The 20,494-nt window shown below is 66.0% G+C and carries 25 protein-coding genes; 18 read left to right on the forward strand and 7 right to left on the reverse strand.

The features are described 5' to 3' along the window. The first annotated feature begins 380 nt into the window (after positions 1-380). From AC1RPL_RS08410 to AC1RPL_RS08430, 5 genes are all read left to right on the forward strand, one after another. On the forward strand, positions 381-521 hold the full coding sequence (locus AC1RPL_RS08410) for a hypothetical protein (protein WP_493068794.1): 141 nt from the start codon (positions 381-383) through the stop codon (positions 519-521). A gap of 143 nt (positions 522-664) precedes the next feature. After that, positions 665-1,783, forward strand: a complete 1,119-nt coding sequence (locus AC1RPL_RS08415; RefSeq protein ID WP_493068795.1) for a DUF4062 domain-containing protein — start codon at positions 665-667, stop codon at positions 1,781-1,783. Between the two features lie 915 nt (positions 1,784-2,698). Next, positions 2,699-3,643 (forward strand): ArdC family protein, encoded by a 945-nt coding sequence (locus AC1RPL_RS08420; RefSeq protein WP_493068796.1) that lies wholly within the window; start codon positions 2,699-2,701, stop codon positions 3,641-3,643. Further along, complete coding sequence (locus AC1RPL_RS08425) at positions 3,640-4,035, forward strand: DUF2958 domain-containing protein (protein ID WP_493068797.1); 396 nt, start codon at positions 3,640-3,642, stop codon at positions 4,033-4,035. Before AC1RPL_RS08420 ends, AC1RPL_RS08425 begins: the two co-directional genes overlap by 4 nt. 100 nt (positions 4,036-4,135) lie before the next feature. Next, positions 4,136-4,723, forward strand: coding sequence for a ParB/RepB/Spo0J family partition protein (locus AC1RPL_RS08430; RefSeq protein WP_493068798.1), 588 nt, complete (start codon positions 4,136-4,138; stop codon positions 4,721-4,723). Positions 4,724-4,888: 165 nt separating this feature from the next. Here the strand turns inward: AC1RPL_RS08430 and AC1RPL_RS08435 are convergent, their stop codons facing one another. Continuing rightward, positions 4,889-5,866, reverse strand: coding sequence for a thermonuclease family protein (locus AC1RPL_RS08435; RefSeq protein ID WP_493068799.1), 978 nt, complete (start codon positions 5,864-5,866; stop codon positions 4,889-4,891). Between the two features lie 22 nt (positions 5,867-5,888). Further along, entirely contained in the window at positions 5,889-6,104 is a 216-nt protein-coding gene (locus AC1RPL_RS08440) for a hypothetical protein (protein ID WP_493068800.1), read from the reverse strand. A 381-nt stretch (positions 6,105-6,485) separates the two neighbouring features. On the opposite strand from AC1RPL_RS08440, the gene AC1RPL_RS08445 reads away from it, so the two are divergent. From AC1RPL_RS08445 to rlxS, 6 genes are all read left to right on the forward strand, one after another. Next, entirely contained in the window at positions 6,486-6,785 is a 300-nt protein-coding gene (locus AC1RPL_RS08445; protein WP_493068801.1) for a DUF736 domain-containing protein, read from the forward strand. Between the two features lie 139 nt (positions 6,786-6,924). Further along, the gene (locus tag AC1RPL_RS08450; RefSeq protein WP_493068802.1) at positions 6,925-7,152 is read left to right on the forward strand and encodes a helix-turn-helix domain-containing protein; all 228 of its coding nucleotides are present in this window, start codon (positions 6,925-6,927) and stop codon (positions 7,150-7,152) included. Beyond that, positions 7,149-7,727, forward strand: coding sequence for a S26 family signal peptidase (locus AC1RPL_RS08455; RefSeq protein WP_493068803.1), 579 nt, complete (start codon positions 7,149-7,151; stop codon positions 7,725-7,727). Before AC1RPL_RS08450 ends, AC1RPL_RS08455 begins: the two co-directional genes overlap by 4 nt. Beyond that, positions 7,715-8,308, forward strand: a complete 594-nt coding sequence (locus AC1RPL_RS08460; protein WP_493068804.1) for a lytic transglycosylase domain-containing protein — start codon at positions 7,715-7,717, stop codon at positions 8,306-8,308. The genes AC1RPL_RS08455 and AC1RPL_RS08460 overlap by 13 nt, the downstream gene beginning before the upstream one ends. 215 nt (positions 8,309-8,523) lie before the next feature. Beyond that, positions 8,524-8,880: a hypothetical protein gene (locus AC1RPL_RS08465; protein WP_493068805.1), complete on the forward strand. Its 357-nt coding sequence runs from the start codon at positions 8,524-8,526 to the stop codon at positions 8,878-8,880. Positions 8,881-9,135: 255 nt separating this feature from the next. Beyond that, positions 9,136-11,100: a relaxase/mobilization nuclease RlxS gene (gene rlxS, locus AC1RPL_RS08470; RefSeq protein ID WP_493068806.1), complete on the forward strand. Its 1,965-nt coding sequence runs from the start codon at positions 9,136-9,138 to the stop codon at positions 11,098-11,100. A 118-nt stretch (positions 11,101-11,218) separates the two neighbouring features. Here the strand turns inward: rlxS and AC1RPL_RS08475 are convergent, their stop codons facing one another. The 4 genes from AC1RPL_RS08475 to AC1RPL_RS08490 form a co-directional block, all read right to left on the reverse strand. After that, the gene (locus AC1RPL_RS08475; protein ID WP_493068807.1) at positions 11,219-11,608 is read right to left on the reverse strand and encodes a response regulator; all 390 of its coding nucleotides are present in this window, start codon (positions 11,606-11,608) and stop codon (positions 11,219-11,221) included. Positions 11,609-11,654: 46 nt separating this feature from the next. Further along, a complete protein-coding gene (locus AC1RPL_RS08480; protein ID WP_493068808.1) occupies positions 11,655-12,650 on the reverse strand; it encodes an HWE histidine kinase domain-containing protein in 996 nt (331 codons plus the stop codon). Positions 12,651-13,253: 603 nt separating this feature from the next. After that, complete coding sequence (locus AC1RPL_RS08485; RefSeq protein WP_493068809.1) at positions 13,254-13,433, reverse strand: hypothetical protein; 180 nt, start codon at positions 13,431-13,433, stop codon at positions 13,254-13,256. Positions 13,434-13,453: 20 nt separating this feature from the next. Beyond that, positions 13,454-14,299 (reverse strand): DUF2306 domain-containing protein, encoded by an 846-nt coding sequence (locus AC1RPL_RS08490; RefSeq protein ID WP_493068810.1) that lies wholly within the window; start codon positions 14,297-14,299, stop codon positions 13,454-13,456. A gap of 209 nt (positions 14,300-14,508) precedes the next feature. Here AC1RPL_RS08490 and AC1RPL_RS08495 point away from each other — a divergent pair, with 209 nt between their 5' ends. From AC1RPL_RS08495 to AC1RPL_RS08520, 6 genes are all read left to right on the forward strand, one after another. Then, complete coding sequence (locus tag AC1RPL_RS08495; RefSeq protein ID WP_493068811.1) at positions 14,509-14,775, forward strand: divalent metal cation transporter; 267 nt, start codon at positions 14,509-14,511, stop codon at positions 14,773-14,775. Positions 14,776-14,959: 184 nt separating this feature from the next. Next, a complete protein-coding gene (locus AC1RPL_RS08500) occupies positions 14,960-15,196 on the forward strand; it encodes a divalent metal cation transporter (RefSeq protein WP_493068812.1) in 237 nt (78 codons plus the stop codon). A 31-nt stretch (positions 15,197-15,227) separates the two neighbouring features. Continuing rightward, positions 15,228-15,491 carry a divalent metal cation transporter gene (locus tag AC1RPL_RS08505; protein ID WP_493069106.1) on the forward strand — a complete coding sequence of 88 codons (264 nt, stop codon included), beginning with the start codon at positions 15,228-15,230 and terminating at the stop codon, positions 15,489-15,491. 119 nt (positions 15,492-15,610) lie between these two features. Next, entirely contained in the window at positions 15,611-15,772 is a 162-nt protein-coding gene (locus AC1RPL_RS08510; RefSeq protein ID WP_493069107.1) for a divalent metal cation transporter, read from the forward strand. A 168-nt stretch (positions 15,773-15,940) separates the two neighbouring features. Continuing rightward, the gene (locus tag AC1RPL_RS08515; RefSeq protein WP_493068813.1) at positions 15,941-16,912 is read left to right on the forward strand and encodes a sensor histidine kinase; all 972 of its coding nucleotides are present in this window, start codon (positions 15,941-15,943) and stop codon (positions 16,910-16,912) included. 13 nt (positions 16,913-16,925) lie between these two features. Then, positions 16,926-17,405, forward strand: coding sequence for a response regulator (locus AC1RPL_RS08520; RefSeq protein WP_493068814.1), 480 nt, complete (start codon positions 16,926-16,928; stop codon positions 17,403-17,405). On the opposite strand, the gene AC1RPL_RS08525 is transcribed toward AC1RPL_RS08520, so the two are convergent. Then, positions 17,402-17,527 carry a helix-hairpin-helix domain-containing protein gene (locus AC1RPL_RS08525; RefSeq protein ID WP_493069108.1) on the reverse strand — a complete coding sequence of 42 codons (126 nt, stop codon included), beginning with the start codon at positions 17,525-17,527 and terminating at the stop codon, positions 17,402-17,404. The two genes, AC1RPL_RS08520 and AC1RPL_RS08525, sit on opposite strands and share 4 nt — an antisense overlap. A gap of 944 nt (positions 17,528-18,471) precedes the next feature. On the opposite strand from AC1RPL_RS08525, the gene AC1RPL_RS08530 reads away from it, so the two are divergent. Beyond that, positions 18,472-20,493: a conjugal transfer protein TraG gene (locus tag AC1RPL_RS08530; RefSeq protein ID WP_493068815.1), complete on the forward strand. Its 2,022-nt coding sequence runs from the start codon at positions 18,472-18,474 to the stop codon at positions 20,491-20,493. Position 20,494: the final 1 nt, after the last annotated feature.

Genomic DNA, 20,494 nt, shown 5'->3' on the forward strand with positions numbered 1-20,494 from the left:
GGCTTCCGGAACGGAACGCTGGCGTCGGACGACAAGTCATGGGTGGCGGCGTCCCATCGGAAGTCGAACTGACAGCGGTCGTGGCCTCGGCAGGTATTTCCTCGCGGTTCCGCCTGGGTCGTGAACTCATGAACGACCGTCGGCGAGGGCTGACACATTGGTGGTTAGCTGCCGTTCACAAGCCACCCGGGCACGTCGGGTAAGCGCCCCAATATCCGCCGCTGAAGCGCCCAAGTCGGTTGCCCGAAACCGGTCACCCGCTCGCCTATGATCGGCTCCTATGCCGTCCACGGCGAGGAGAACATTAAAGGAACCAATCGACTATGGGATCGTTCGAGTGGATGGCACCACAAGATGGTGTGCATGCTTGGGGTCATATCATGGCGAAGAACGAGCAGACGAGCCCGAAGGCCGGGAAAGCAGCATCGAAGGTTTTGAAAGACAGTCGCACTGGCAAGGATTCCAAGACTGCTGCCGGCTCAGCGCTCACCCAGCGTCCCGATAAAAAGAAGTCAAAGTGATCCCCTGAGGCCGCAAGGGATGGTACGCCGACATGTAGTGCGCGACGAAGACCGCCGTACAACTGGAAAACTTTGATCCGGGCCCGGCTTGCACGGTCACTTGAATACCCGACAACGACACTTGCGCCCCCTAAATCGAGCTCATGCAGGTATTCATTTCTTCACTCATTGGCGGGTTCGGCCAATTTCGAGAAGCTGCGAAACGTGCGGTTGCGGTCCTGCGCCATACGCCCGCCATGGCCGAGGACTTCGGCGCCCGCACTACGTCGCCTCAGGTCGCATGCCTTCAAGGCGTCCGGCAATCCGACCTCATCCTGCTCATCCTCGGCGAGGGCTACGGACAAATCCAACCCGGTTCGGGATTGTCGGCGACCCACGAAGAATATCGCGAGGCGCGGGGCAGCAGGCAAGTCCTCGCCTTCATCCAGCAAGGCGTGACGCCCGAACCGCGACAGGCCGAGTTCATCGCTGAGGTCGAAGGTTGGGAAAGTGGCCTGTACCGAGCCGGCTTCACTGACGCCGACGACCTCAACGCGGCGGTCGTGCGGGCCCTGCATGACGTGGCCATGAGCGATGCCATCGGCGTTGCTGACCCAGAGGAGATGGCCCGGCGCGCACTTGGGCTGATTCCACCCGAAAATCGAAACATGGTGGCGAGCGCGACGATCGAAGTGGCGGTCGCGTCAGGACCGCGGCAGCAAGTCCTGCGTCCCGTGGAGATCGAGGATCGGGCGCTATCGCAGCAATTGCTGCAGGCCGGCCTCTTCGGCAGCGACCGGCTGTTCGACCAGAGCCTCGGCAACGACGTCCGTCTGGACAATGGCGCGTTGGTGATCCGTCAGGACCGGGGAGCGTCCTTCATGCTGACCGAGGACGGGTCGATCCTGATCCGCCAGCTGCTCGACGAGCCGCGCAACGGGCGTGGCTGGGAGATGGCAGGTCATATGGTGATCCTGCAGGAAGCCGTGCAGGCACGCCTGACGACAGCCCTTTTGTTCGCATCGATGGTCCTCGAGCAGATCGACCTGACTGAACGTGTGACCGACGTAGCTGTGGCAGCGTCGATCTCCGGCGCCGAATACAGGGCGTGGCGCACCAGTGCCCAGAATGAAGCGAGTCCGGGCTCGGTCACAATCGGTATGGGCGGCGGCGAGCGCAGGCCGGTCATCAAGACCGTGCGCCGCGCGGCGTTGCGCGTGGATCGCGGGCGCCTCGTCGAGGATTTGCTGGTACCGCTGCGCCGTCAATTTCCTTCGGGCTGACGCTAGCGCGCCGATACTGATCAGAGATTTAAGCGCACGGCACTCGGTCTGATACCTCGGTCTGAGGTAGCTCCAATGCGGCGAGTGCGCGCCGCAGAAGCGCGGGACCTCGCCGGCAATGACCTCGTCGTGGCGTTCGTGACGCTTCGGGCCTGTCTTGCTCAGATGGATATAGCCGGTCAGATACTGGTCCCCCGAGATCAAGCGAACATCGCAGGCGCGACTCAGCATGGCGCCGGCCGAAGCCTTCTACTGCAGCCAACCCGAAGATCCGCGGCCCGTCCAAGAAGCGTTGCAAACGGCGTAATTGCCGACTTGGATGCCTTGATATTTAGCGTCCGAATTTGGCGCTTTGCCGACGACCGCTTCACGAGTCTACGACCCGGGTCGCCTCGCAGCGCGATGCCCGAAGGTGCGCGGGAAGGTTGTGCGCACACTGCGGCTGCAGGCAGCCACACGGTTCGCGCGTCCTGGTCGGCCCGCACAGGCACACTTGCCTTGGACCGGGGGGGCGCGGCGGCGGCTGGCCCACAGGCCCGCGCGCACGCCGCCGCGCCTGCGGTGTCGGCAAGAGTGCGTCCCTTTGGTCTTGCATCGCGTCGCTGCGACCGCGCTCTACGCCGCTTCGCGCCGCCGGGCCGCGTGCCGCATCCCGGCCTTACGGTGACGATCACTGCGCATCTTGTGAGCGGACGGCGCGCTGGCGCCGGCGTTTGGCTGGTCCCGGGCAGCGGGATGGTCGGCGCGCCCTTCTAGGCCCGCTCGGGCGGGGCGCAACCCGGGCGCAGCCCGGGTCCTCCACTCACGTTCCGGCCTGCGGTGCGCCCCGCCCCTGGCCGCGGGCCTTCCAGGGCTTCCTCGCCGCCCACCCCGCTTTCCGGGGCCGGGTGCGGATTTTTGTGAGGAGGATGGGTCGTGGGCAAGGATCGCGGGCGTCGCACGCGCGGAGAGGTGGACGGGGGCGCGGCTCGCGCCTCGCTCTATGACGAGGTGACCGCGCGGGTCATCGCCGAGCTGGAGGCCGGGCGCTTCCCATGGGTGCAGCCTTGGGACAACGCCGCCGCCGCGCCGGGCCTGCCGCGCAACGCCGCCTCGAACCGCGCCTATTCCGGGATCAACGTTCTGATCCTGTGGGGCGAGGTGATCGCGCGCGGCTATCCTTCGCAGGGCTGGCTGACCTTCCGGCAGGCGCTCGACGCGGGCGGGTGCGTCCGCAAGGGCCAGCACGGTGTCGGCATAGTCTATGCCGACCGGTTCACCCCTGAGGCGGAAAAGGAGCGCGCTGCCGTCGAGGGCGGCGAGGCGCGCGCGGTGCCGTTTCTCAAGCGCTTCACCGTGTTCAACGTCGCCCAGTGCGACGGGCTGCCCGAGCGGATGTTGGCCGGGGCTGCGTCACTGCCGCCGCGCAAGATCGTGCCGGTTGCCGAGGCGCTGATAGCAGCTTGCCGAGCCGATTTCCGGATCGGCGGGGCCGAGGCCTATTATGCGCCGGGGCAAGACTATGTGCAGGTGCCGCCGCAGCCCGCGTTCCAGCATCAGATCGACTATTACCGCACCGCGCTGCACGAGCTGGGCCACTGGACCGGGCACGCGACCCGCCTCGCGCGCGACCTGTCCAACCCGTTCGGCAGCGCGGGCTACGCCCGCGAGGAACTGGTCGCCGAGCTTGCCTCGGCCTTCCTGTGCGCGGTGCTCGGGATCGTGCCGAGCGTCCGCCATGCCGATTATCTCGGGTCGTGGCTTGCGGTGCTGCGCGCCGACAATCGCGCGATCTTCCGCGCCGCCAGCCTCGCCACCAAGGCCGCCGACTATCTGCTGGCCTTCCAGTCCGAGGCCCCGGCGATGGAGGCGGCCGCATGAGCCTCCTCACCCCCGAACTGCGCGCAGGCTTGCGCGCGCAATATCATAGCGATGCCGAGGGCAAGCGCCCGCTGGTCAAGCTGTTCCACCCGCTGTCCGTCGCGACATGGCTGGCGAGCGAGCTTGCCGAGGACGGCGACGCGCTGTTCGGGCTGGCCGATCTCGGCTTCGGCTGTCCCGAGCTCGGCTGGTTCTCGCTTTCCGAGATCGAGGCGCTGCACCTGCCCTTCGGGCTGCGGATCGAGCGCGACCTGCATTTTACGACCGATCTCAGCCTCGCCGACTGGGCGGCATGGGCGCGCAAGGCAGGGTCGATCCTCTGGGCCGAGGCGCTGCTCCGGCGCGCGCACGATACCGCCAGTGACCTGACCAACCGGTTTCCGCCCGGCTGAGCGCGCGAAAGGCGCGTGGCGCGCCGTCCCGCCGCATCCCCAAGCCGGTCCCGCCCGCTGTCCAAGTCGAACGGGACCGGCGCTCACAAGGAGCAGTACCGTGAAACTCGAATTCATCCCGCTCGACAAGCTCTATGTCGATAAGGAGAACATGCGCTTCGCCAAGCGCCCGCCCGATGTCGCCGACATCCTGCCGAGCGTGCGCAAGCGCGGCACCCTCCAGACCCTGATCGTCCGCCCCGGCGCCGAAGAGCGCTTCGGCATCCTCGCGGGCGCACGCCGCTTCCGCGCCGGCGAGATCGTCGCGGGGGAGCGCACCGCCGAGGGCGAGCAACCACCCGAACCCTATCTCTTCCCCTGCGCCGTCCTCGAAGACGGCGACGATGCCGCCGCCGTCGAGGCGTCGCTGATCGAGAACATGGCGCGGCTCGACCCGGACGAGGTGACCCGCGGGGAAAGCTTCGTCCGGCTGGTCCGGAGGGCCGGTCGCCCGACGAAATCGCCGACACCTTCGCGCTGCCGGTGCTCGCGGTGCGGCGCACGTTGGCGATGCCGATGCCTTCTGGACCGCGCAGAATGCCGCGATCGAGGCGCGGCGGGTGGCCTATCTGGATGCGGACTGGAGCGCCGTCGATATCATCGGCCCCACCGAGCAATATCGGGGCTGGGAGCAGGTGAAGGCGCCTAAGCGCAAGGGCGGGCGCGTCTATATCGACGTCCGCGCCAATGGCGAGGTCGTGTTCCACGAAGGCTATCTTTCCGCCAAGGAAGCGAAGCGGATCGAGCGCGGCGAGATGCCCGCGACAGGCGAGCCCAAGCCGGTGCGGCCCGAAGTCAGCGGGCCGCTGCAGACCTATATCGACCTGCATTGCCATGGCGCGTCGAGGCCGAGCCGCAACAGGCGCGCAACGACGCCGTCGCCGAGTCGGTCGAGACGTGCCGGGGCGAGACGGTATTCGATGCCAAGCGCAGCAGGCTGTTGGCGGTCCTCGGCTTCGATCCCGAGGCGCCGACGCTGTGCGACGGGCACGACGAGCACGGCGTCGTCGGGGTGTTCCTGACCCTGCTCGACCTGCCCGACACCAAGGTCATGGACGTGATCGCGGTGCTGATGGGCGAGACGCTCGCGGCCGGAAGCGCAGCGGTCGAGGCGGTCGGCGGCGAGCTTGACTTGCGCATGGCGGAATGGTGGCAGGCCGATGATGCGTTCCTGGAGCTGGTCCGCGACAGGGAAGTGCTCGCCCATGTCGTCGCCGACGTGGCCGGCCCGACCGTCGCCGATGCCAATGCCGGCGAGACCGGCAAGACGCTGCGCCGGATCGTCGCCGACCATCTGGCGGGCGCCAGAGGGCGCGCCAAGGTCGAGGCGGCGCTCGCCGCGCATGCGCCCGAGCCCCACCGGAACCCCACCCCGCGCCGCAGCCGCTCGCCGCGTGACCCTCACGGGGCGGCGTCCCGCCGCCCCGCTTTTCTCAGCCATGGCACCAGTCCGGCTTGGCTTTCCTGCGCGCCACCAGCGCGCGATCCCCTTCTCGACCAACATTGCCGCTAGGTCCCGGCCGCCGAGGCCGACGTGCGCGACGGTGCGGTCGTAGCTGCGCCCGACGCGCTCGATCTCGACCGTCCGTCCCTTGAGCAGCGCGATCGCGGCATGCGTCGCCTGCTGTCCACGCAGCAACTCGGCCCGGCATTTGGCATTGCCGGGCTGACTTCCGGGCGCGTCGATCCCGGCGAAGCGGATGCCCTCGCCGCTCTCCAGCCGGAAGGTGTCGCCGTCGGTCACCCAGGCGACGACGCCCGCTTGCGGGGCAGGCACGGCGGCGATCAGCATCAGCGCCGCGACGGCGCATGCGTCAATGCCCGCCACGCCGGATCACCAGCTTGGTCTCGCCGCACAGCGCGCAACTGTCCTTGCGGCGCTCGAATCCGCCCTGGCCGGCGAGCTCGCGGGTCTTGTGGTTGGCGTGCAGCCGGACGCTCAGGCCGAGCCGTTCGGCGATGCAGTCGTCGCAGTCCGGCTCGGGCGCCAGCCGCTCGATCAGTGCCCGGACCTGGTCCAGAACTGTCATGTCGTTCCCTTTTTTCGGCAACGATAGCGCGCCATGTCGTGCGGCGCATCCCGGTCGCCGGGACCCCAGGACGGCGGCGGGACGCGCGGCGGAGTGGCGATCGCGTCCGTTCCCTGCTGCGCGCAGCCGCATGCGGCCTCTTCGAGGATGGCCGACTGGCGCCGCGCGGCCTGGGCCAGCAACGGCGTCGCCAGCTTTCTTCCCCGGCTCGGCGCTGCGCGCCTGCGCCTTCCTCGCGAGGCAAGAAAGCCGGCTTTGGCCGCCCTTCGCGTTCGCTGCGGCCCGGCCCTACGGGCCCGGGTGCATGCCGGCCGCTTGCGGTGCCCGGGCGTCGCCATCGAGGCCGCACTGGCGCGGCGTCGAAGCACAAGGAGACGCATCATGGCCACCATCGGCAGCTTCACCCGCGACGACTCGGGCGTGTTCACCGGCACCATCCGGACCCTGACACTCAACGCCAAGGCGAGCATCAAGCCTTCGGCCAAAGACAATGACAAGGCCCCCGACTACCGGGTTACCACCGCGCAGGGCGTCGAGTTCGGCGCCGGCTGGACCAAGACTTCGCGCGAGGACCGGCCCTATGTCTCGGTGAAGCTCGACGATCCGTCGCTGCCCGCGCCGATCTACGCGACCCTGGTTGAAGGCGAGAACGGCACGCACAACCTGATTTGGTCGCGCTGAGCCCTTGCGTCCCGCGCCGCCCGGCGCGGGACGCACTCCCAGGGGGTGTCGAAATCGCACCCTGCCGTTTTCGGCACTCCCCGCCGGGTGCCTGCAGGGTCATCCCCGGTGCCATTCGAGGCACCCAGGGACATGCGGCGTGGACAGCGACGACATCCAGCGGGCGACCAGCGCAAGGCGCGGTTCGCCCTTCCTCAATACCGAGCAGGCGGCCGCTTATCTCGCGCTTTCCAGCCGTCAGCTAAAGCGGATGCGCGTGCGCGGCACCGGACCGGTGTTCCGCCGGCACAGCCGCTACGTCCAATATCATATCGACGATCTCGACGCCTGGAGCCGCGAGAACAGCGCCCGGGACATCGGGCGGTGACTCCGAGGCGCTCACCCGGCGACGCACCGCTGCTGGACTGGGGCGAGGCCCATCACAGTCATCTATTGGAACGACTGCGGCGGCTACGGCTGGCCATCCTCGGCGGCGCTGGGCTCGCGCTGCTGGTGGCGCCGCCGGTCTATAGACCGGCCCCGCGCCTGCTCTGGAATGCGTCACCAAGCGCACCGATCGGCCTTTATTGGGTGTGGCCGGGCGACGCGCCCGCACGCGGCGAGATGGCGATCGCCCGGGTGCCTCGGCGCTGGCGCACGCTCGCTGCCGAACGCCATTATCTTCCTGCCAATGTTCCGCTGGTGAAGCGTGTTGCGGCCCTGCGCGACGACCTTGTCTGCGCCTCCGGCCCCCAGGTCTCGGTCAACGGTGTTCGCGTCGCGGCGCGCCTTGCGCGCGATCCGAGCGGCCGCGTCCTGCCCTGGTGGGAGGGGTGTCGCCGGCTTGGCCCGAGCGAATATCTGCTGCTGATGGACGCGCCTGGCTCGTTCGACGGGCGCTATTTCGGGATCAGCGCGCGCGCCGATCTGGTCGGCCGGGCGAGGCTGATATGGCGCCGCTGATCCTCGCCGCTTTGCTCGTCGCGGGTTCGCCGGGGCAGGACGAAACTTCGCGCTGGGCCGCGGAGATCGATGCGGCGGCCGGTCGCTGCGGCGTGCCGCAGGACTGGATCGCGCGGGTGATGCAGGCAGAAAGCGGGGGCCGGACCCTGCTCGACGGTCGCCCGATCCGCAGTACCAAAGGCGCGATGGGGCTGATGCAGCTGATGCCGGCGACCTGGGGCGAACTGCGTCGCGACCTGCATCTCGGCGTCGACCCGGACCTGCCCGCCGACAATATCGTCGCGGGTGCCTGCTACCTGCGGCGGATGTACGACCGCTTCGGCTATCCCGGCCTGTTCGGCGCGTACAATGCGGGACCGGCGCGCTACGCCGCCTGGCTCGCCGGGGACGCGCGGCTGCCGGTCGAGACCATCGGCTATCTGCAGCGCGTCACCGGCGCTGCCCGGGCACCGATCGCGGTGGTGGCCGTGAGGCCCGAGAAACTGTTTCTTGTCCGCCGGGAAGCGCCTCCGGCTTTGAACCAGCCCCCTGCTCCAGGCCAGGCTCCGGCGATGTTCGTGCTCCGCCGCGAGGCGCCGTGACATGGCAAGGGTAGGCTCGTCGTGAAGTCCCAGCATGACGGGCGGCAAAGCGGCCCTCAAGGCCCATGGGTACCCCCCAATTTGCTGCGCAAATCGGCTCCCCCATGTCCGCTTCGCGGCGCCTCCGCTTACGCTCCGGCGGCCCTGACCGCCGCTCCGTCGTCCGTCTCGAAGGCTGTGTCCTCGATGGTGAGAACCGCAAGCGGAGACTGATCATGGCACAGATGGTGTCCATCTCGAACGCAGCGGATCGCGTGATGGCGGCTCTTGTCTCGGGGCTGGAGATCGAATTCGGCAGGGTTGCGGGCGCCGCGCTGGCGGAACGCTTTCTCGAAGCGGAGCAAGCCGATTTCCACTGGCATGCGAGGGTTCAGGAGCGTTGGATCGGCGGCCATTCCGGGAGTGAAGAGAGCGAAATCGAGCTCGACCGGGTGCGCATTCTCGGACGGATCGACGGGCGCTGGTTCGTCGCGGTGATGCTCGTCAACGGCGATGGCGATGCGCATGGGATGCTCGGCAAGCGCAGTTTCAGACGCGCGGAACAGGCGCGAAGGGCGTTCGCGGATGCCTGAAGGGCTCTCCATTGGGGGCCGGGATGCGCTGTCGGACAGGCAGCGCGTCCCGGCTTTCTTTTTGCGCCGGGTGGAAGGCAGGCGGGAGAAACAGGGAAAACAAGATAAAGGCAGTGTCTCGCGACCCTGCTCAAGTGACTGTCTGCACATCCGTTTTTCGCGAGACTCGTGGCCAGAGCCGCGAGACAGGCTCCGCGCGAGTGGCGGAAATCCGGCGCTTTTCACGACCTTTCGCGAGACTCCGCGAGGCTGGCGATGAGCGAAGACGAATTCACGCCGAAGCTCGGCAAGCCGGGCACCAGGGACGGCAAGCGCCTTGTCAAATATGGCGGCCGGGTACTTGCGGCGGCGCGGCTCGCAAGCGGCAAGACCGGCGTGCGCGCCCGACGCTTCGACGGCAGCCGTATCGCCCGAGGCGCGAGCATCGGCAGGCTGCTTTCGAGCCGGGACCGGTTTGCCAGCGCCCGCGCGCGCCGCGCAATGGTAAAGGTGCGACTGGTGCGGATGGCCGGCAACGGACTTGGGGCATCGCGCGCGCACCTGCGCTACATCCAGCGTGACGGGGTGACGCGAGAGGGCACTCCCGGCGAGCTCTATGGGCGCGACATGGACGCAGCCGACGGCAAGGCGTTCCTCGACCGGTGCGCCGACGACCGCCACCAGTTCCGCTTCATCGTCTCGGCAGAGGACGGAGCGGAATATCCCGACCTCAAGCCCTACGTCCGCCGCCTGATGGCGCAGGCCGAGCAGGACCTCGGCACGCGCCTCGACTGGGCCGCCGTCGACCATTTCAACACCGACCAGCCGCACACCCACATCATGCTGCGGGGGGTCGACGACCAGGGGCAGAACCTGGTCATCGCGCGCGAATATATCGCGCACGGGATTCGCGAGCGCGCCGCCGAACTCGCCACGCTCGACCTCGGCCCGCGTACCGACCGCGAGATCCAGGACCGGCTGCGCCACGATATCGAGCAGGAGCGGCCGACCACGATCGACCGGCGGCTGCTGCGGCGGATGGACGCCGACCGGATCACTAGCCCCGCGCACAACGATCCGTTCCAGCAGGCGGTCGCGACCGGGCGCCTGCGCAAGCTCGCTATGATGGGCTTGGCCGAGGACGTGGGGAACGGCCGCTGGCGGCTCGCGGACAGGCTGGAGGAGACGCTGCGCCGGATGGGCGAGCGCGGTGATATCATTCGCCTGATGCAGCGCGAGCTGACGGCCCGCCGGCTCGAGCGGGCGCAGGCCGACCGGGTGATCGAGTGGGAGCTGGCGGCGCCAGTTATCGGGCGCGTCATTCGGCGCGGCTTCTCGGACGAGCATCGCGACCGCCATTATCTGATCGTCGACGGGATCGATGGGCGCGCGCATTATCTCGACATCGGGCGTGCGAGCGCGAGTGAGCCGACCCCCGAGGGCGCGATCGTCCGCGTGTCGCCGCGATCGGCCAAGGTCCGCGAGGTCGACCGGACCATTGCCGCGATCGCCGCGGCGCATGGCGGACGCTATTCGGTGGAGCGCCATCTCGAGCACGACCCGCGTGCGAGCCGTGCGTTCGCCGACGCGCATGTCCGCCGCCTCGAGGCGATGCGCCGCGCCGGTGCGGTCGAGCGCCTGCCCGATGACAGCTGGGCCATTTCGGACGACCATGTCGAGCGGGCCGCCGCCTATGAGGCGCGGCAGCTCCGCGACCGTCCCGTCGAGATCGAGACCCTGTCGGCGGTTCCGCTGGACCGGCTGCCCGCAGCAGAAGCCGCGACCTGGCTCGACCACAGCTTGGCCGGCGAGGAGCGGATCGTGGCACGCCATGCCGGCTTCGGGCGCGAGGTGCGCACCGCGCTCGCTGCGCGCCGGCAATGGCTCGTCGAGCAGCAACTCGCCGATGCCGAGGGCGAAGGTGTCGTCAGGCTGCGGCGCGGGGTGATCGCAGCGCTTCAGCGGCGCGAGCTCCTCCGCCTCGCGGGCACGTTGCGCGAGGAGCTCGGCAAGGCGTTCATTGAACCTGCTCAAGGGCAGAGGATCGAAGGCAGACTAACACGACAGGTCGAGCTGGCGGGAGGGTGCTATGGCTTGGTGGAGCGAAGTCGAGAATTCACGCTGGTGCCGTGGCGGCCTGTGCTCGCGCGTCAGTTGGGCAAGCCGGTCGCTGGGATCATGCGGGACGAGGGGATCAACTGGCACGTTGGTCGAGGTCGCACGGGGCCGCAAATTTCCTGATCTGAAGGGCCGCTTAGCGCCTCAATTGTCACCGTTCAGGCGCGGTCACAGCGCTCCCGGAAGCTGCCATCTGTCATTCTATGATAGGATCGCCGCTTTCAGCTCGTGGCAGCCGCGATTACACTGGGGTGTAGCCCTCGAGCATATCGTTGAGCGTGCGCAGGACACGCTTCGCATCGTACGGTTTGCCGATGAACTTCGCACCAACCGGCAGTTCGCCAGCCTTCGGCACCCTGTTACTCGAAACTACGACGATGACGGCGTCCGGGTGGAGACGATGCGTAATCGCTGCAAGAGCGCAGCCATCGATGTCACCCGGCATCTGTATATCGGTAATCAAGCCTGCGATTTCCTGTCGCTCGGCCAGGATTTGCGCGCCGTCGTCGCCATTCTCGACTTCGATGACGTGAAAGCCAGCCTCCTCAAGCATGTCGACTGCAACCATGCGCAATAGCGATTCATCTTCGGCGACGAGGATGGATCGGGTCTTGGAAAAAGGCTCCGTCATAGAACGCTCCTTTTGGCTCGGTCTGAACGGAGCAAGAGAATTTGCTTCAGCGTGAAGCGGTCAAAGTCAGCACAAGCCCGGTCGGCCGAAAGTCCAGATCGACCTTGCCCCTGAATTCGCCTGCGAGGTTTCGCGTGATGATACGTGAGCCAAAACCCTTATGGCTTGGGACAACAACGTTGGGCCCGCCGTGTTCGGTCCATCGGAAGACGAATTCTCCATCTTCCGACGTCCACGCGATATCGACCGTCCCGGTCGGATTCGAGAGCGCACCATATTTGACGGCGTTCGTGGCCAGCTCGTGTATCGCGAGGGCAAGCGCCAACGCCTCCTTGGCGGACAGGACAAGCTCCGGCCCGCGATAGATTGTGCGACCGACCGGCGTGTGAGGCAACAGCGTCTTCTCCACAACGTCGGTGATCCACGCCGACTGCCAGACGGTCTGGACCAGCAGCGCCTGGGCTTCGCCCAGCGCCAGCAAGCGAGAGGTAAAGGAATCAACGCTGCCGCTATCGGCGGCGGTAAAGGTCTGCGCGGCGATCGCACCGACCAGGGCGAGTAAGTTTTTCACCCGGTGATTCAGCTCGTCACCAAGCAGTTCGCGTTGCAACTGCGCGGTTCTCATCACGGTGATGTCCCTGGAGATGGACAGCAGATGGCTCGGGCAGGGCCCGCCGGCACCGAAGATTGGCGTCACGGTTACGTCCCACCACCTCGGACTTTTTTGGAATGTGTTGGCTAGGCCGACGAAGTTTCCGGTCCCGCCGGCCTTAGCGGTAGCAAGCGCATCGATCGCCGCCGCGTAATGCTCGTCTTCCCAGAACGACGACCAGGGGCAACCCCTCACGGCTTCGAAATCGTCGATCTCCATGGTTCCCATGCCATTGCGGTTCATGAAAACCAGGTCGCCATCCAGCGACAAGACCTTGATGCAATCGCTGCTCGCATTGAGCACGCTCTCAAGAAAACCGGCGGATTCGATATCGATGTCTGCGGGAAGGATGGCGTCGGCGTTGCCACGTGGCGGTATGGATTCAGCCACCAGAAACGCCGATCACGACGCAAAGTGCGATGCCGGGAGCGCGAGCCAATAGACGTCTCATGCTCGCAGCCCTCATGACGAGCGATTCCCCATCTCCAACTACTAGAATAATTTCAAGGAGATGCAATGGAAGTGGATAGATAAAGCCGCATGCAAGCTGATCGGCGAGCAGCTGATGAACGTCGTCAAGGCGTCGATCGACAAGATGGGGCTGAGATTAGTGCTCGCGCTCGGCCTCGCGCTGTTCCGAGCGCGCAATGGTGCGGGTGCGATCATAACCGCCTATTAGGAGGAGGAAAAGCGCGGCTTCGTTCGCCTGAACCTGCTCGCGCTGGCGATAACCGGCGGTGCCGTGCTGGTGGCGGTGCTCGCGATGGTGGCGATCGCGGCGCTCCGCTCTTGAGGACCTGCTGCCGATGCCGGGGTGGGCAGCGTTGATTGCGAAGCTCGTATCCTATCTGCTCCTCGCCTGCGCGGAGCCGCGGGCGCCGCAACGCTCTATGGCTTCGGGCCTTCGCGCGAGAAGGCCAGCTGGGTATGGCTCACTCCCGGATCGGCGATCAGTGCCTTGTTCTGGCCATTGCTGACGATCGGGTTCGGCATCTACGCCGCCAATAGTATCTCCTTCAACGCGGCGTCACTCGTCTTGCCGCCAACTTTCTTGAGCACACGCTTCATCTGATCGTTGGCCGACCAGAAGTCCTTGAGCTCGCCGGTATAGATGTCCTCGAGATCCTCAGGCTGGTTTGCACGTTCGTAGCCGATCGCGACACCAAGACACAAAGAGCCGCGCCTGAGATATCCTACAGCGGTGTCCCTGTAAGCCCGCTGATCATTCCCGGTCCCCAATAATCGGCTGTGAACGACCAGGTGGCGACGATGATGAAGGCGCTCGCGGCGAACAGCATCGTCGTGGCTACTATATTGAACAGCGTGCCGGGCGCGGTGCCGCGGGCGCGAATGAACATCTCTGCGACCGCAAGGTTCGGGAGGTAGAAGAAGAACACCATGATGGCGTCAAACCATCCCGTGAAGTCGCTGGCATGTCCGAGCCGACCGGCTACCAGGAACCAGAAGCCGTATTCCATGCGGTAGAGCCAGGAGCCGACGGTCAGCGCGAACAGCCGGATCGCCCAGGCACGGTGCTTCTGGACGCGGCCTGCGCGCGCGTGAACGTAGGTTAGGACCGCGCCGAGCACCATAAAGGCGCCATAGAGCCCGAACCCCATGCTCATCACAGGTCCGCCGATCGTTCCCTTCGACAGGATGAAGCCAAGCCCTCCAAGACCGGCAGAGACCACATAGAGCCGGCCGAGCCAGCGGTGCACCGCTGGTGCCGCGCGGCGAATCGCGCCAATCAGCTGGATCGGCCCGAGCAACAGGAGGATGCCGCCGGTGAGGAAGTGCGAGCCGATCGCGATCGTCGCCAGCGGGGTGTTTGTGTCATGCAGCGCCGGCAGCGACTCGTTCCAGCGCTGGGCAGTGCCGCTCAGGGCCGTGCCGCCGAAGAAGGCGAGGATATAGGCACCGAAAATGAAGGCACTGACCCAGCTCGCCGCGACAAGCAGGCCGGCGCTCCAATGCAAGGCCGTAGCGTGGAGCGTGTGCGATCGCACGTCGATGTTACCGGTAGGTAGAGTGGTCGCCATGAGATCCCCCGATCTTGCACCGCACCATAACCACGACGATTTGCCCGGCGAAAGCTCCTTCCGCTCGCACGTTCGGTTTTCCGACGGAATCCCGGTTTTCCGACGGAATCCGCGGCAGCGCCCGCGGGGCCCGCAGCACAATCGGCAAATTAGGGCGAAGGATCGTCGCCCGCGCGAGGTGTTCCAGCAAATTGCCTTGGGACGTCTGCATGCCAATCAAGCGCAACGCGCCGACAACCCGGTCATCAAACATTGGCCCCGGCCTGATCACGGCAGCAGCGGACAACGATCCCAACGGCATCGCGACCTTATTCCCAAGCCGGTGCGCAGTTCGGCTTTCATTGCTCTGGACGATGGTCCTGACTTATCCGCTGATGACCGCGGTCCAGCTGGTCAGCGCGCGGATCGGGCGCGTGACGGGGCATGGCCTGGCCTGGCCTGGAACATGCGGCACGTCCTGCTACGATGGGTCGTGACGAGTTTCTTCGCGGCGTTGTTCGTCGCCAACACGACCAACATCGGCGCCGACCTGGCCGCGATGGGTGACGCCGCCCAACTGGTCACGGGCATGGGCGAGCATATTTTCACCATGGCCTTCGCGGTCGGGTCGCTGCTCTTGCAGTTGTTCGTCCCATATCATCGCTATGCGTCGGTTCTGAAATGGCTGACGCCGGTACTGCGGCCTATGTCGCGCTGGTCTTCATGGTCAAGGTCGATTGGGCGGAAGCGGGCAAGGGCACGTTCGTGCTGACGATCGCCGGAGCAACCGCGCTGACTACCATCGTGGCGATCTTCGGCACCACCATCAGCCCCTATCTCTTTTTCTGGCAAAGCAGCCAGGAAGTCGAGGAAATCTATCGGAACGACGACAAGCACGCGCTGGAGGGACACGCCTGACGAGGCGCCAGCCGAATTCGGCCGCATCCGCATCGACAGGTTCGCCGGTATGGCAGTCTCCAATCTGGTTGCGATTGCAATCATGATCGGCACCGCTGCGACGCTGCACGCATCGGGACAAACCGAAATCCAGACGGCCGCCGATGCCGCCAAGGCGCTCCAGCCCGTCGCAGGCGAGTTCGCATTCCTGCTGTTCGCGCTCGGGATTATTGGCACCGGGCTTCGCGGTGCCTGTTCTCACCGGCTCGACCGCCTATGCGATCGGCGAAGTACGCGGATGGAGGACCGGGCTTGAGAAGAAGCCTCGCGAGGCGGGCAGCTTCTATGGCGTAATCATCGTGTCCACGCTGCTCCGCATCGGCATCGATTGGGTCCCCGATCGACCCGATCAAGGCGCTGTTCTGGAGCGCGGCGATCAATGGCGTGGTCGCGGCACCGATCATGGCGCGGATGATGATGGTGGTGTCACGAAAGTCGGCGATGGGCGAATTCACCGCTTCGTTGCCGCTGCGCTTGTTCGGCTGGATAGCGACCGGGGTGATGGCAGTTGCCGCCGTCGCAATGTTCGTGATCTGAGGTCGTTCGCGACCCCGCCGGTTATCGGTCTGCGGGCGCTCCGCACGGCCAACAGTCCGCGGCGGCAGGAAGCTAAGCTATTGCCTGACGATCATGTTTTCGACCAATCTTTGCCGTCGGCGTGCACGCGGTGGTGCGTGAAGAGCTGCGTCCTGCTAGAGCGGCATCATGCCGCTTTCCCGTGACATCGATACCGTCGGCCTGGCCGCCATCCTGAAGACCGCGCTAGACGCGGTCGTCGTAATGCGCTTCGACGGCACGATCGCGGGCTGGAACCAGGTCGCGGAGCGCACCTTCGGATGGACATTCGAGGAAGCGCTGGGGCGGCGCATGGGCGACCTGATCGTGCCGCGCCGCTTCCATGAGGCACATGAGGCGGGGCTCGCCCGCTTTCTGACGACAGGGGAAGCGGTGGTGCTCGACAAGCATCTCGAACTCGAGGCGCTCCACCGCGACGGGCAGGAGCTGCCAGTCGAGCTTTCGATCACGCGTGCCACGTCGGCCGGCGAGCCGGTCTTTCTCGGTTTCCTGCGCGACATCAGCGAGCGACGTGCGGCGGAGCGGCGCCAACAACTGATGATCGGCGAGTTGAACCACCGGGTGAAGAACCTGCTTGGCGTGGTCGCGGGCATCGCGCACCAGACTGCCCGCGCGTCCGAGTCGCTGGAACAGTTCCAAGAGGCATTTGTCGGGCGGCTGCAATCGCTGGGACGCGCCCATGAGATACTGAGCGCCGCAACCTGGGAACGGGCATCCCTCCTCGATCTGGCGCATGCCCTGCTCGGCACCTTCGGCAACGCGGAGGATCGGCGAGCCCGGATCGACGGACCTGACCTGCTGCTCTCGCCCCGGCAGTTCCTCAGCATCAGCATGATTCTGCACGAGTTGCTTACCAATGCCGTCAAATACGGCGCACTTGCCTCGTCCGAGGGTGAAATCGACATAACCTGGACGGTGACCGCAGAGCGCGTCATGCTCCACTGGTCCGAACGCGCGGGACATCCGGTCCCGCCTCCTACACGACAAGGTTTCGGGAGCAAGATGATCGCGCTGAGCGTTAAACACGATCTGAAAGGCGCGGCGTCTACCGATTATACGAGCGACGGGTTGGCGTTCACGGTGACATTCGATTTGGATTGAACAGGATCTGGTCATGCCGTCCGAATTTATAATTCCACGTTTTGCGGTTGATCGAAAGAAGGTCCCGCCTCCATTTGCCACGTCTGCGGTATCCGGTCGCGAAGCCGCTTATCTCCAGACGCGCGTCTTGATCATCGAGGACGAGATGATGATCGCCTGGATGTTGGAAAGTTTCCTGTCCGAAGCGGGGTTCACCGACATCGTAATGGCCGCCGATGGCGAAGAGGCAGGTCGAGCGGCGTCCGAGCTGGCGCCAGGCCTGGTCATTTCCGACCTCAATCTCGGTGCAGGCACCAACGGGCTGGAGGCGTCGGCACTCATCTGCCAGCAGAGCGCCATTCCGGTACTTTTCGTGACCGCCTATGCTGACGATGGGACGCGTGGGCTTGTCGCAGCCCAATTCCCCCGGGCCGAATTGCTGCGCAAGCCGGTCGACCGCGAGACGCTGATCGGCGCGGTGCGCCGCGCGCTGCAGACTATGCAGAGCCATTAGTCGATCCGGTTAGACCGCCAGAAGCGCGCGCCCCTCATCAGTGACTTGTCCGCGAGGCCCGGCACCTCGTCGAGCTGCCTGAACGTCGTGAAGCGACCGCGCTCCTCACGATAGCGCACGATCTCGAAGGCATGACCGGAAAGCGACGCCGGCGCGTCGTGCGCTTCCGTGCTCGCTCTGCTGACATTAAGCTATGCGCGCGAGGCTTTGCAGCCCATGCGGATTTATTGCCTGACTTGCGTGCGGGCTTGACCGCGTTCCGCTGTTCGATGCCTTTGATGCTCGAACGTGCCAGGACGGATTGTTCGACGCCACCGATGCTCAGAGCTTGGCGGGGCTTCGTAAGGTGCCGTTTTCCTTCCACTATCGTTACAGATGCACGGCGGGAACCAAGTTCGGGAGTTCCGGCATAAGATTACAGATTGGAAACAGGAGACCTTTATTGGAATTGTCGCAACTTTCCCGTTGGCCGAGCTGATGTATTTAATGGGAACAACTCATAGCGTTCTAGACCAATAGCTCATTGTGAGCGTTATTTATCCGCCCAACCCCTTCCCGTCGCCGCGCCATTACCCTTGCTTCTTTAGTTACCTAAGGACACCGCTAGCAAAGTGTGTAGTCCAGCAGCAGTGATAGATAGGTAGTCGTAACCTAGTGCCATCCGCTGATGGGGCGCTGCGCTCGCAAGAGCGTCGACAGATGCGTCTGATTCAACGCGGCTCTGTATGCTTAAGAGCGAAATCACTCGCTTCATTCGTACCCCGCGGCGAATCGCTCAAGATTCGGCCTGGATGCGAGGGACGCGGGTGCTGGCCCGTGAAGGGGATACCGGCCCAGAACACTCCGCGGAATGTCACCGCGGTTAGTTCAAGCCGAAGCGAGCGTCAGCTTCTCGAGGTTTGACCATTCGTAGCAGCCAGACAGCTAACGACCCAATATCGGTCACGGGGTCGATTGTCCCCAGCGAGGTACCTGGAGTCACCAGCGAGGACCTGACGCGTAACCCGGAATCTCGCGACCTTTAGTGCCGAGCCCGCTGCAGTGAATCGCGCGGGCGGAGGCTCGCATGACACCGACGAAGCTCCTTCTAGGCCAGATGCTGGTAGTCGCCGCGATCGTCGTGGCGGGTATCTGGTTCGCGACCCAGTGGGCGGCGGCGGCGCTTGCCTATCAGCCGGAGCTCGGCGCACCCTGGTTCCGGCTCGGCGGCACCCCGGTCTACGCGCCTTGGTCGCTCTTTCCCTGGTGGTTCCATTTCGACGCCTACGCGCCAGTCGTCTTCGACGAGGCCGGTGCGATCGCTGCAGTGGGCGGGCTCGCAGGATGCGGGGCAGCGGTGACCGGCTCGGTGTGGCGGGCTCGCCAGCGCCGCAACGTAACAACCTATGGATCGGCGCGTTGGGCGAGCCCGCGTGACATCCGCGCCGCAGGCCTGACGGCCGACGCTGGCGTGTTCCTCGGCCGCGCCGCCGCGCACTATCTCCGGCATGACGGGCCCGAGCATGTCATGGCCTTCGCGCCAACCCGCTCGGGTAAGGGTGTCGGCCTAGTGGTCCCGACCCTGCTCGGATGGACCGGCTCGACTGTCGTCCACGACATCAAGGGCGAGAATTGGCAGCTGACCGCCGGCTGGCGGTCGCGCTACTCGCACTGCTTGCTCTTCAATCCGACCGACGCGCGTTCGGCGCGGTACAATCCGTTGCTCGAGGTGCGTCGCGGTGCCGATGAAGTCCGCGACGTCCAGAACATCGCCGACATCCTGGTCGATCCCGAAGGGGCGCTCGAGCGCAGGAGCCATTGGGAGAAGACCAGCCACTCGCTGTTGGTCGGCGCGATCCTCCATATTCTCTATGCCGAGGAGGAGAAGACGCTCGCCCGCGTCGCGACCTTCCTGTCCGACCCCGAGCGCCCGTTCGTAGCGACGCTGCGCGCGATGATGACGACCAACCATCTCGGCACCGACGCGTTGCCGCTGGTGCATCCCGTCGTCGCCTCGGCGGCGCGCGAGGTGCTCAACAAGTCCGACAACGAGCGCTCGGGCGTGCTGTCGACCGCGATGTCGTTCCTCGGCCTCTACCGCGATCCGACCGTCGCCGCGGTCACGGCAGCCTCCGACTGGCGCGTCGAGGATCTTGTCGCGGCACCGCACCCGGTATCGCTCTACCTGGTCGTCCCGCCCTCGGACATCAGTCGCACCAAGCCGCTGATCCGCCTCGTGCTCAACCAGATCGGCCGGCGCCTCACCGAGCAGCTCCACGCCGCCGGCGTACCCGGGCGCCACAAGCTGCTGATGATGCTGGACGAGTTCCCGGCGCTGGGACGCCTCGACTTCTTCGAGACCAGCCTCGCCTTCCTCGCCGGCTATGGCGTGCGTGCATTCCTGATCGCGCAGAGCCTGAACCAGATCGAGAAGGCCTATGGCGAGCACAACGCCATCCTCGACAACTGCCATGTCCGCGTCGCTTTCGCGACCAACGACGAGCGGACCGCCAAGCGGATCTCCGACGCGCTCGGCACCGCGACCGAGCAGCGCGCCATGCGCAACTATGCCGGCCACCGCCTCGCGCCCTGGCTCGCACACGTCATGGTCAGTCGCCAGGAGACTGCGCGCGCACTGCTGACGCCCGGCGAGGTCATGCAGCTGCCGCCGACCGACGAGGTCGTGCTGGTAGCGGGCTATCCGCCGGTCCGCGCCCGGAAGCTGCGCTACTTCGAGGATGCGCAGTTCAAGGCGCGGGTGCTGCCGCCTCCCGCTCTCGGAAGCGGCGGGGCAGCCGACCTGCCGCCCCAGCGTGCTCATGACTGGCGGGATCGTGTCCGCCCCGTCGATACGCGGCTCGCCGAGGCTGCGGCGGAAGACGAGGAGGAGACCGGCGGCCTCGAGCAGGCGCGCCATCCCGCCCAGGAAATAGTGGCCGTGACACCCATCGATCTGGCGCCCGCCGATCCGCTCGGGCTGAGCGAGGACGAAGGCGACCCTGCCGCCGACAAACGCGCGTTGGACCAGGCCACGGCTGGCACCGCCCGGCGTGCCTATGCCCTCGACATGACCGACAGGCGGCCCGGCAATCTCGAGCTGGACTTCTGAG

Source organism: Sphingomonas sp. GW821-FHT12D09, assembly GCF_058807215.1.

Bases quoted from the DNA above. Each gene is read 5' to 3' on its own strand.
- AC1RPL_RS08415 (WP_493068795.1), top strand. From the start codon at position 665: ATGCAGGTATTCATTTCTTCACTCATTGGCGGGTTCGGCCAATTTCGA.
- AC1RPL_RS08440 (WP_493068800.1), bottom strand. From the start codon at position 6,104: ATGACAGTTCTGGACCAGGTCCGGGCACTGATCGAGCGGCTGGCGCCC.
- AC1RPL_RS08410 (WP_493068794.1), top strand. From the start codon at position 381: ATGGCGAAGAACGAGCAGACGAGCCCGAAGGCCGGGAAAGCAGCATCG.
- AC1RPL_RS08460 (WP_493068804.1), top strand. From the start codon at position 7,715: ATGGCGCCGCTGATCCTCGCCGCTTTGCTCGTCGCGGGTTCGCCGGGG.
- AC1RPL_RS08445 (WP_493068801.1), top strand. From the start codon at position 6,486: ATGGCCACCATCGGCAGCTTCACCCGCGACGACTCGGGCGTGTTCACC.
- AC1RPL_RS08465 (WP_493068805.1), top strand. From the start codon at position 8,524: ATGGCACAGATGGTGTCCATCTCGAACGCAGCGGATCGCGTGATGGCG.
- AC1RPL_RS08530 (WP_493068815.1), top strand. From the start codon at position 18,472: ATGACACCGACGAAGCTCCTTCTAGGCCAGATGCTGGTAGTCGCCGCG.
- rlxS (WP_493068806.1), top strand. From the start codon at position 9,136: ATGAGCGAAGACGAATTCACGCCGAAGCTCGGCAAGCCGGGCACCAGG.
- AC1RPL_RS08490 (WP_493068810.1), bottom strand. From the start codon at position 14,299: ATGGCGACCACTCTACCTACCGGTAACATCGACGTGCGATCGCACACG.
- AC1RPL_RS08500 (WP_493068812.1), top strand. From the start codon at position 14,960: ATGGCTGACGCCGGTACTGCGGCCTATGTCGCGCTGGTCTTCATGGTC.
- AC1RPL_RS08425 (WP_493068797.1), top strand. From the start codon at position 3,640: ATGAGCCTCCTCACCCCCGAACTGCGCGCAGGCTTGCGCGCGCAATAT.
- AC1RPL_RS08495 (WP_493068811.1), top strand. From the start codon at position 14,509: ATGCCAATCAAGCGCAACGCGCCGACAACCCGGTCATCAAACATTGGC.
- AC1RPL_RS08435 (WP_493068799.1), bottom strand. From the start codon at position 5,866: ATGCTGATCGCCGCCGTGCCTGCCCCGCAAGCGGGCGTCGTCGCCTGG.
- AC1RPL_RS08475 (WP_493068807.1), bottom strand. From the start codon at position 11,608: ATGACGGAGCCTTTTTCCAAGACCCGATCCATCCTCGTCGCCGAAGAT.
- AC1RPL_RS08520 (WP_493068814.1), top strand. From the start codon at position 16,926: ATGCCGTCCGAATTTATAATTCCACGTTTTGCGGTTGATCGAAAGAAG.
- AC1RPL_RS08515 (WP_493068813.1), top strand. From the start codon at position 15,941: ATGCCGCTTTCCCGTGACATCGATACCGTCGGCCTGGCCGCCATCCTG.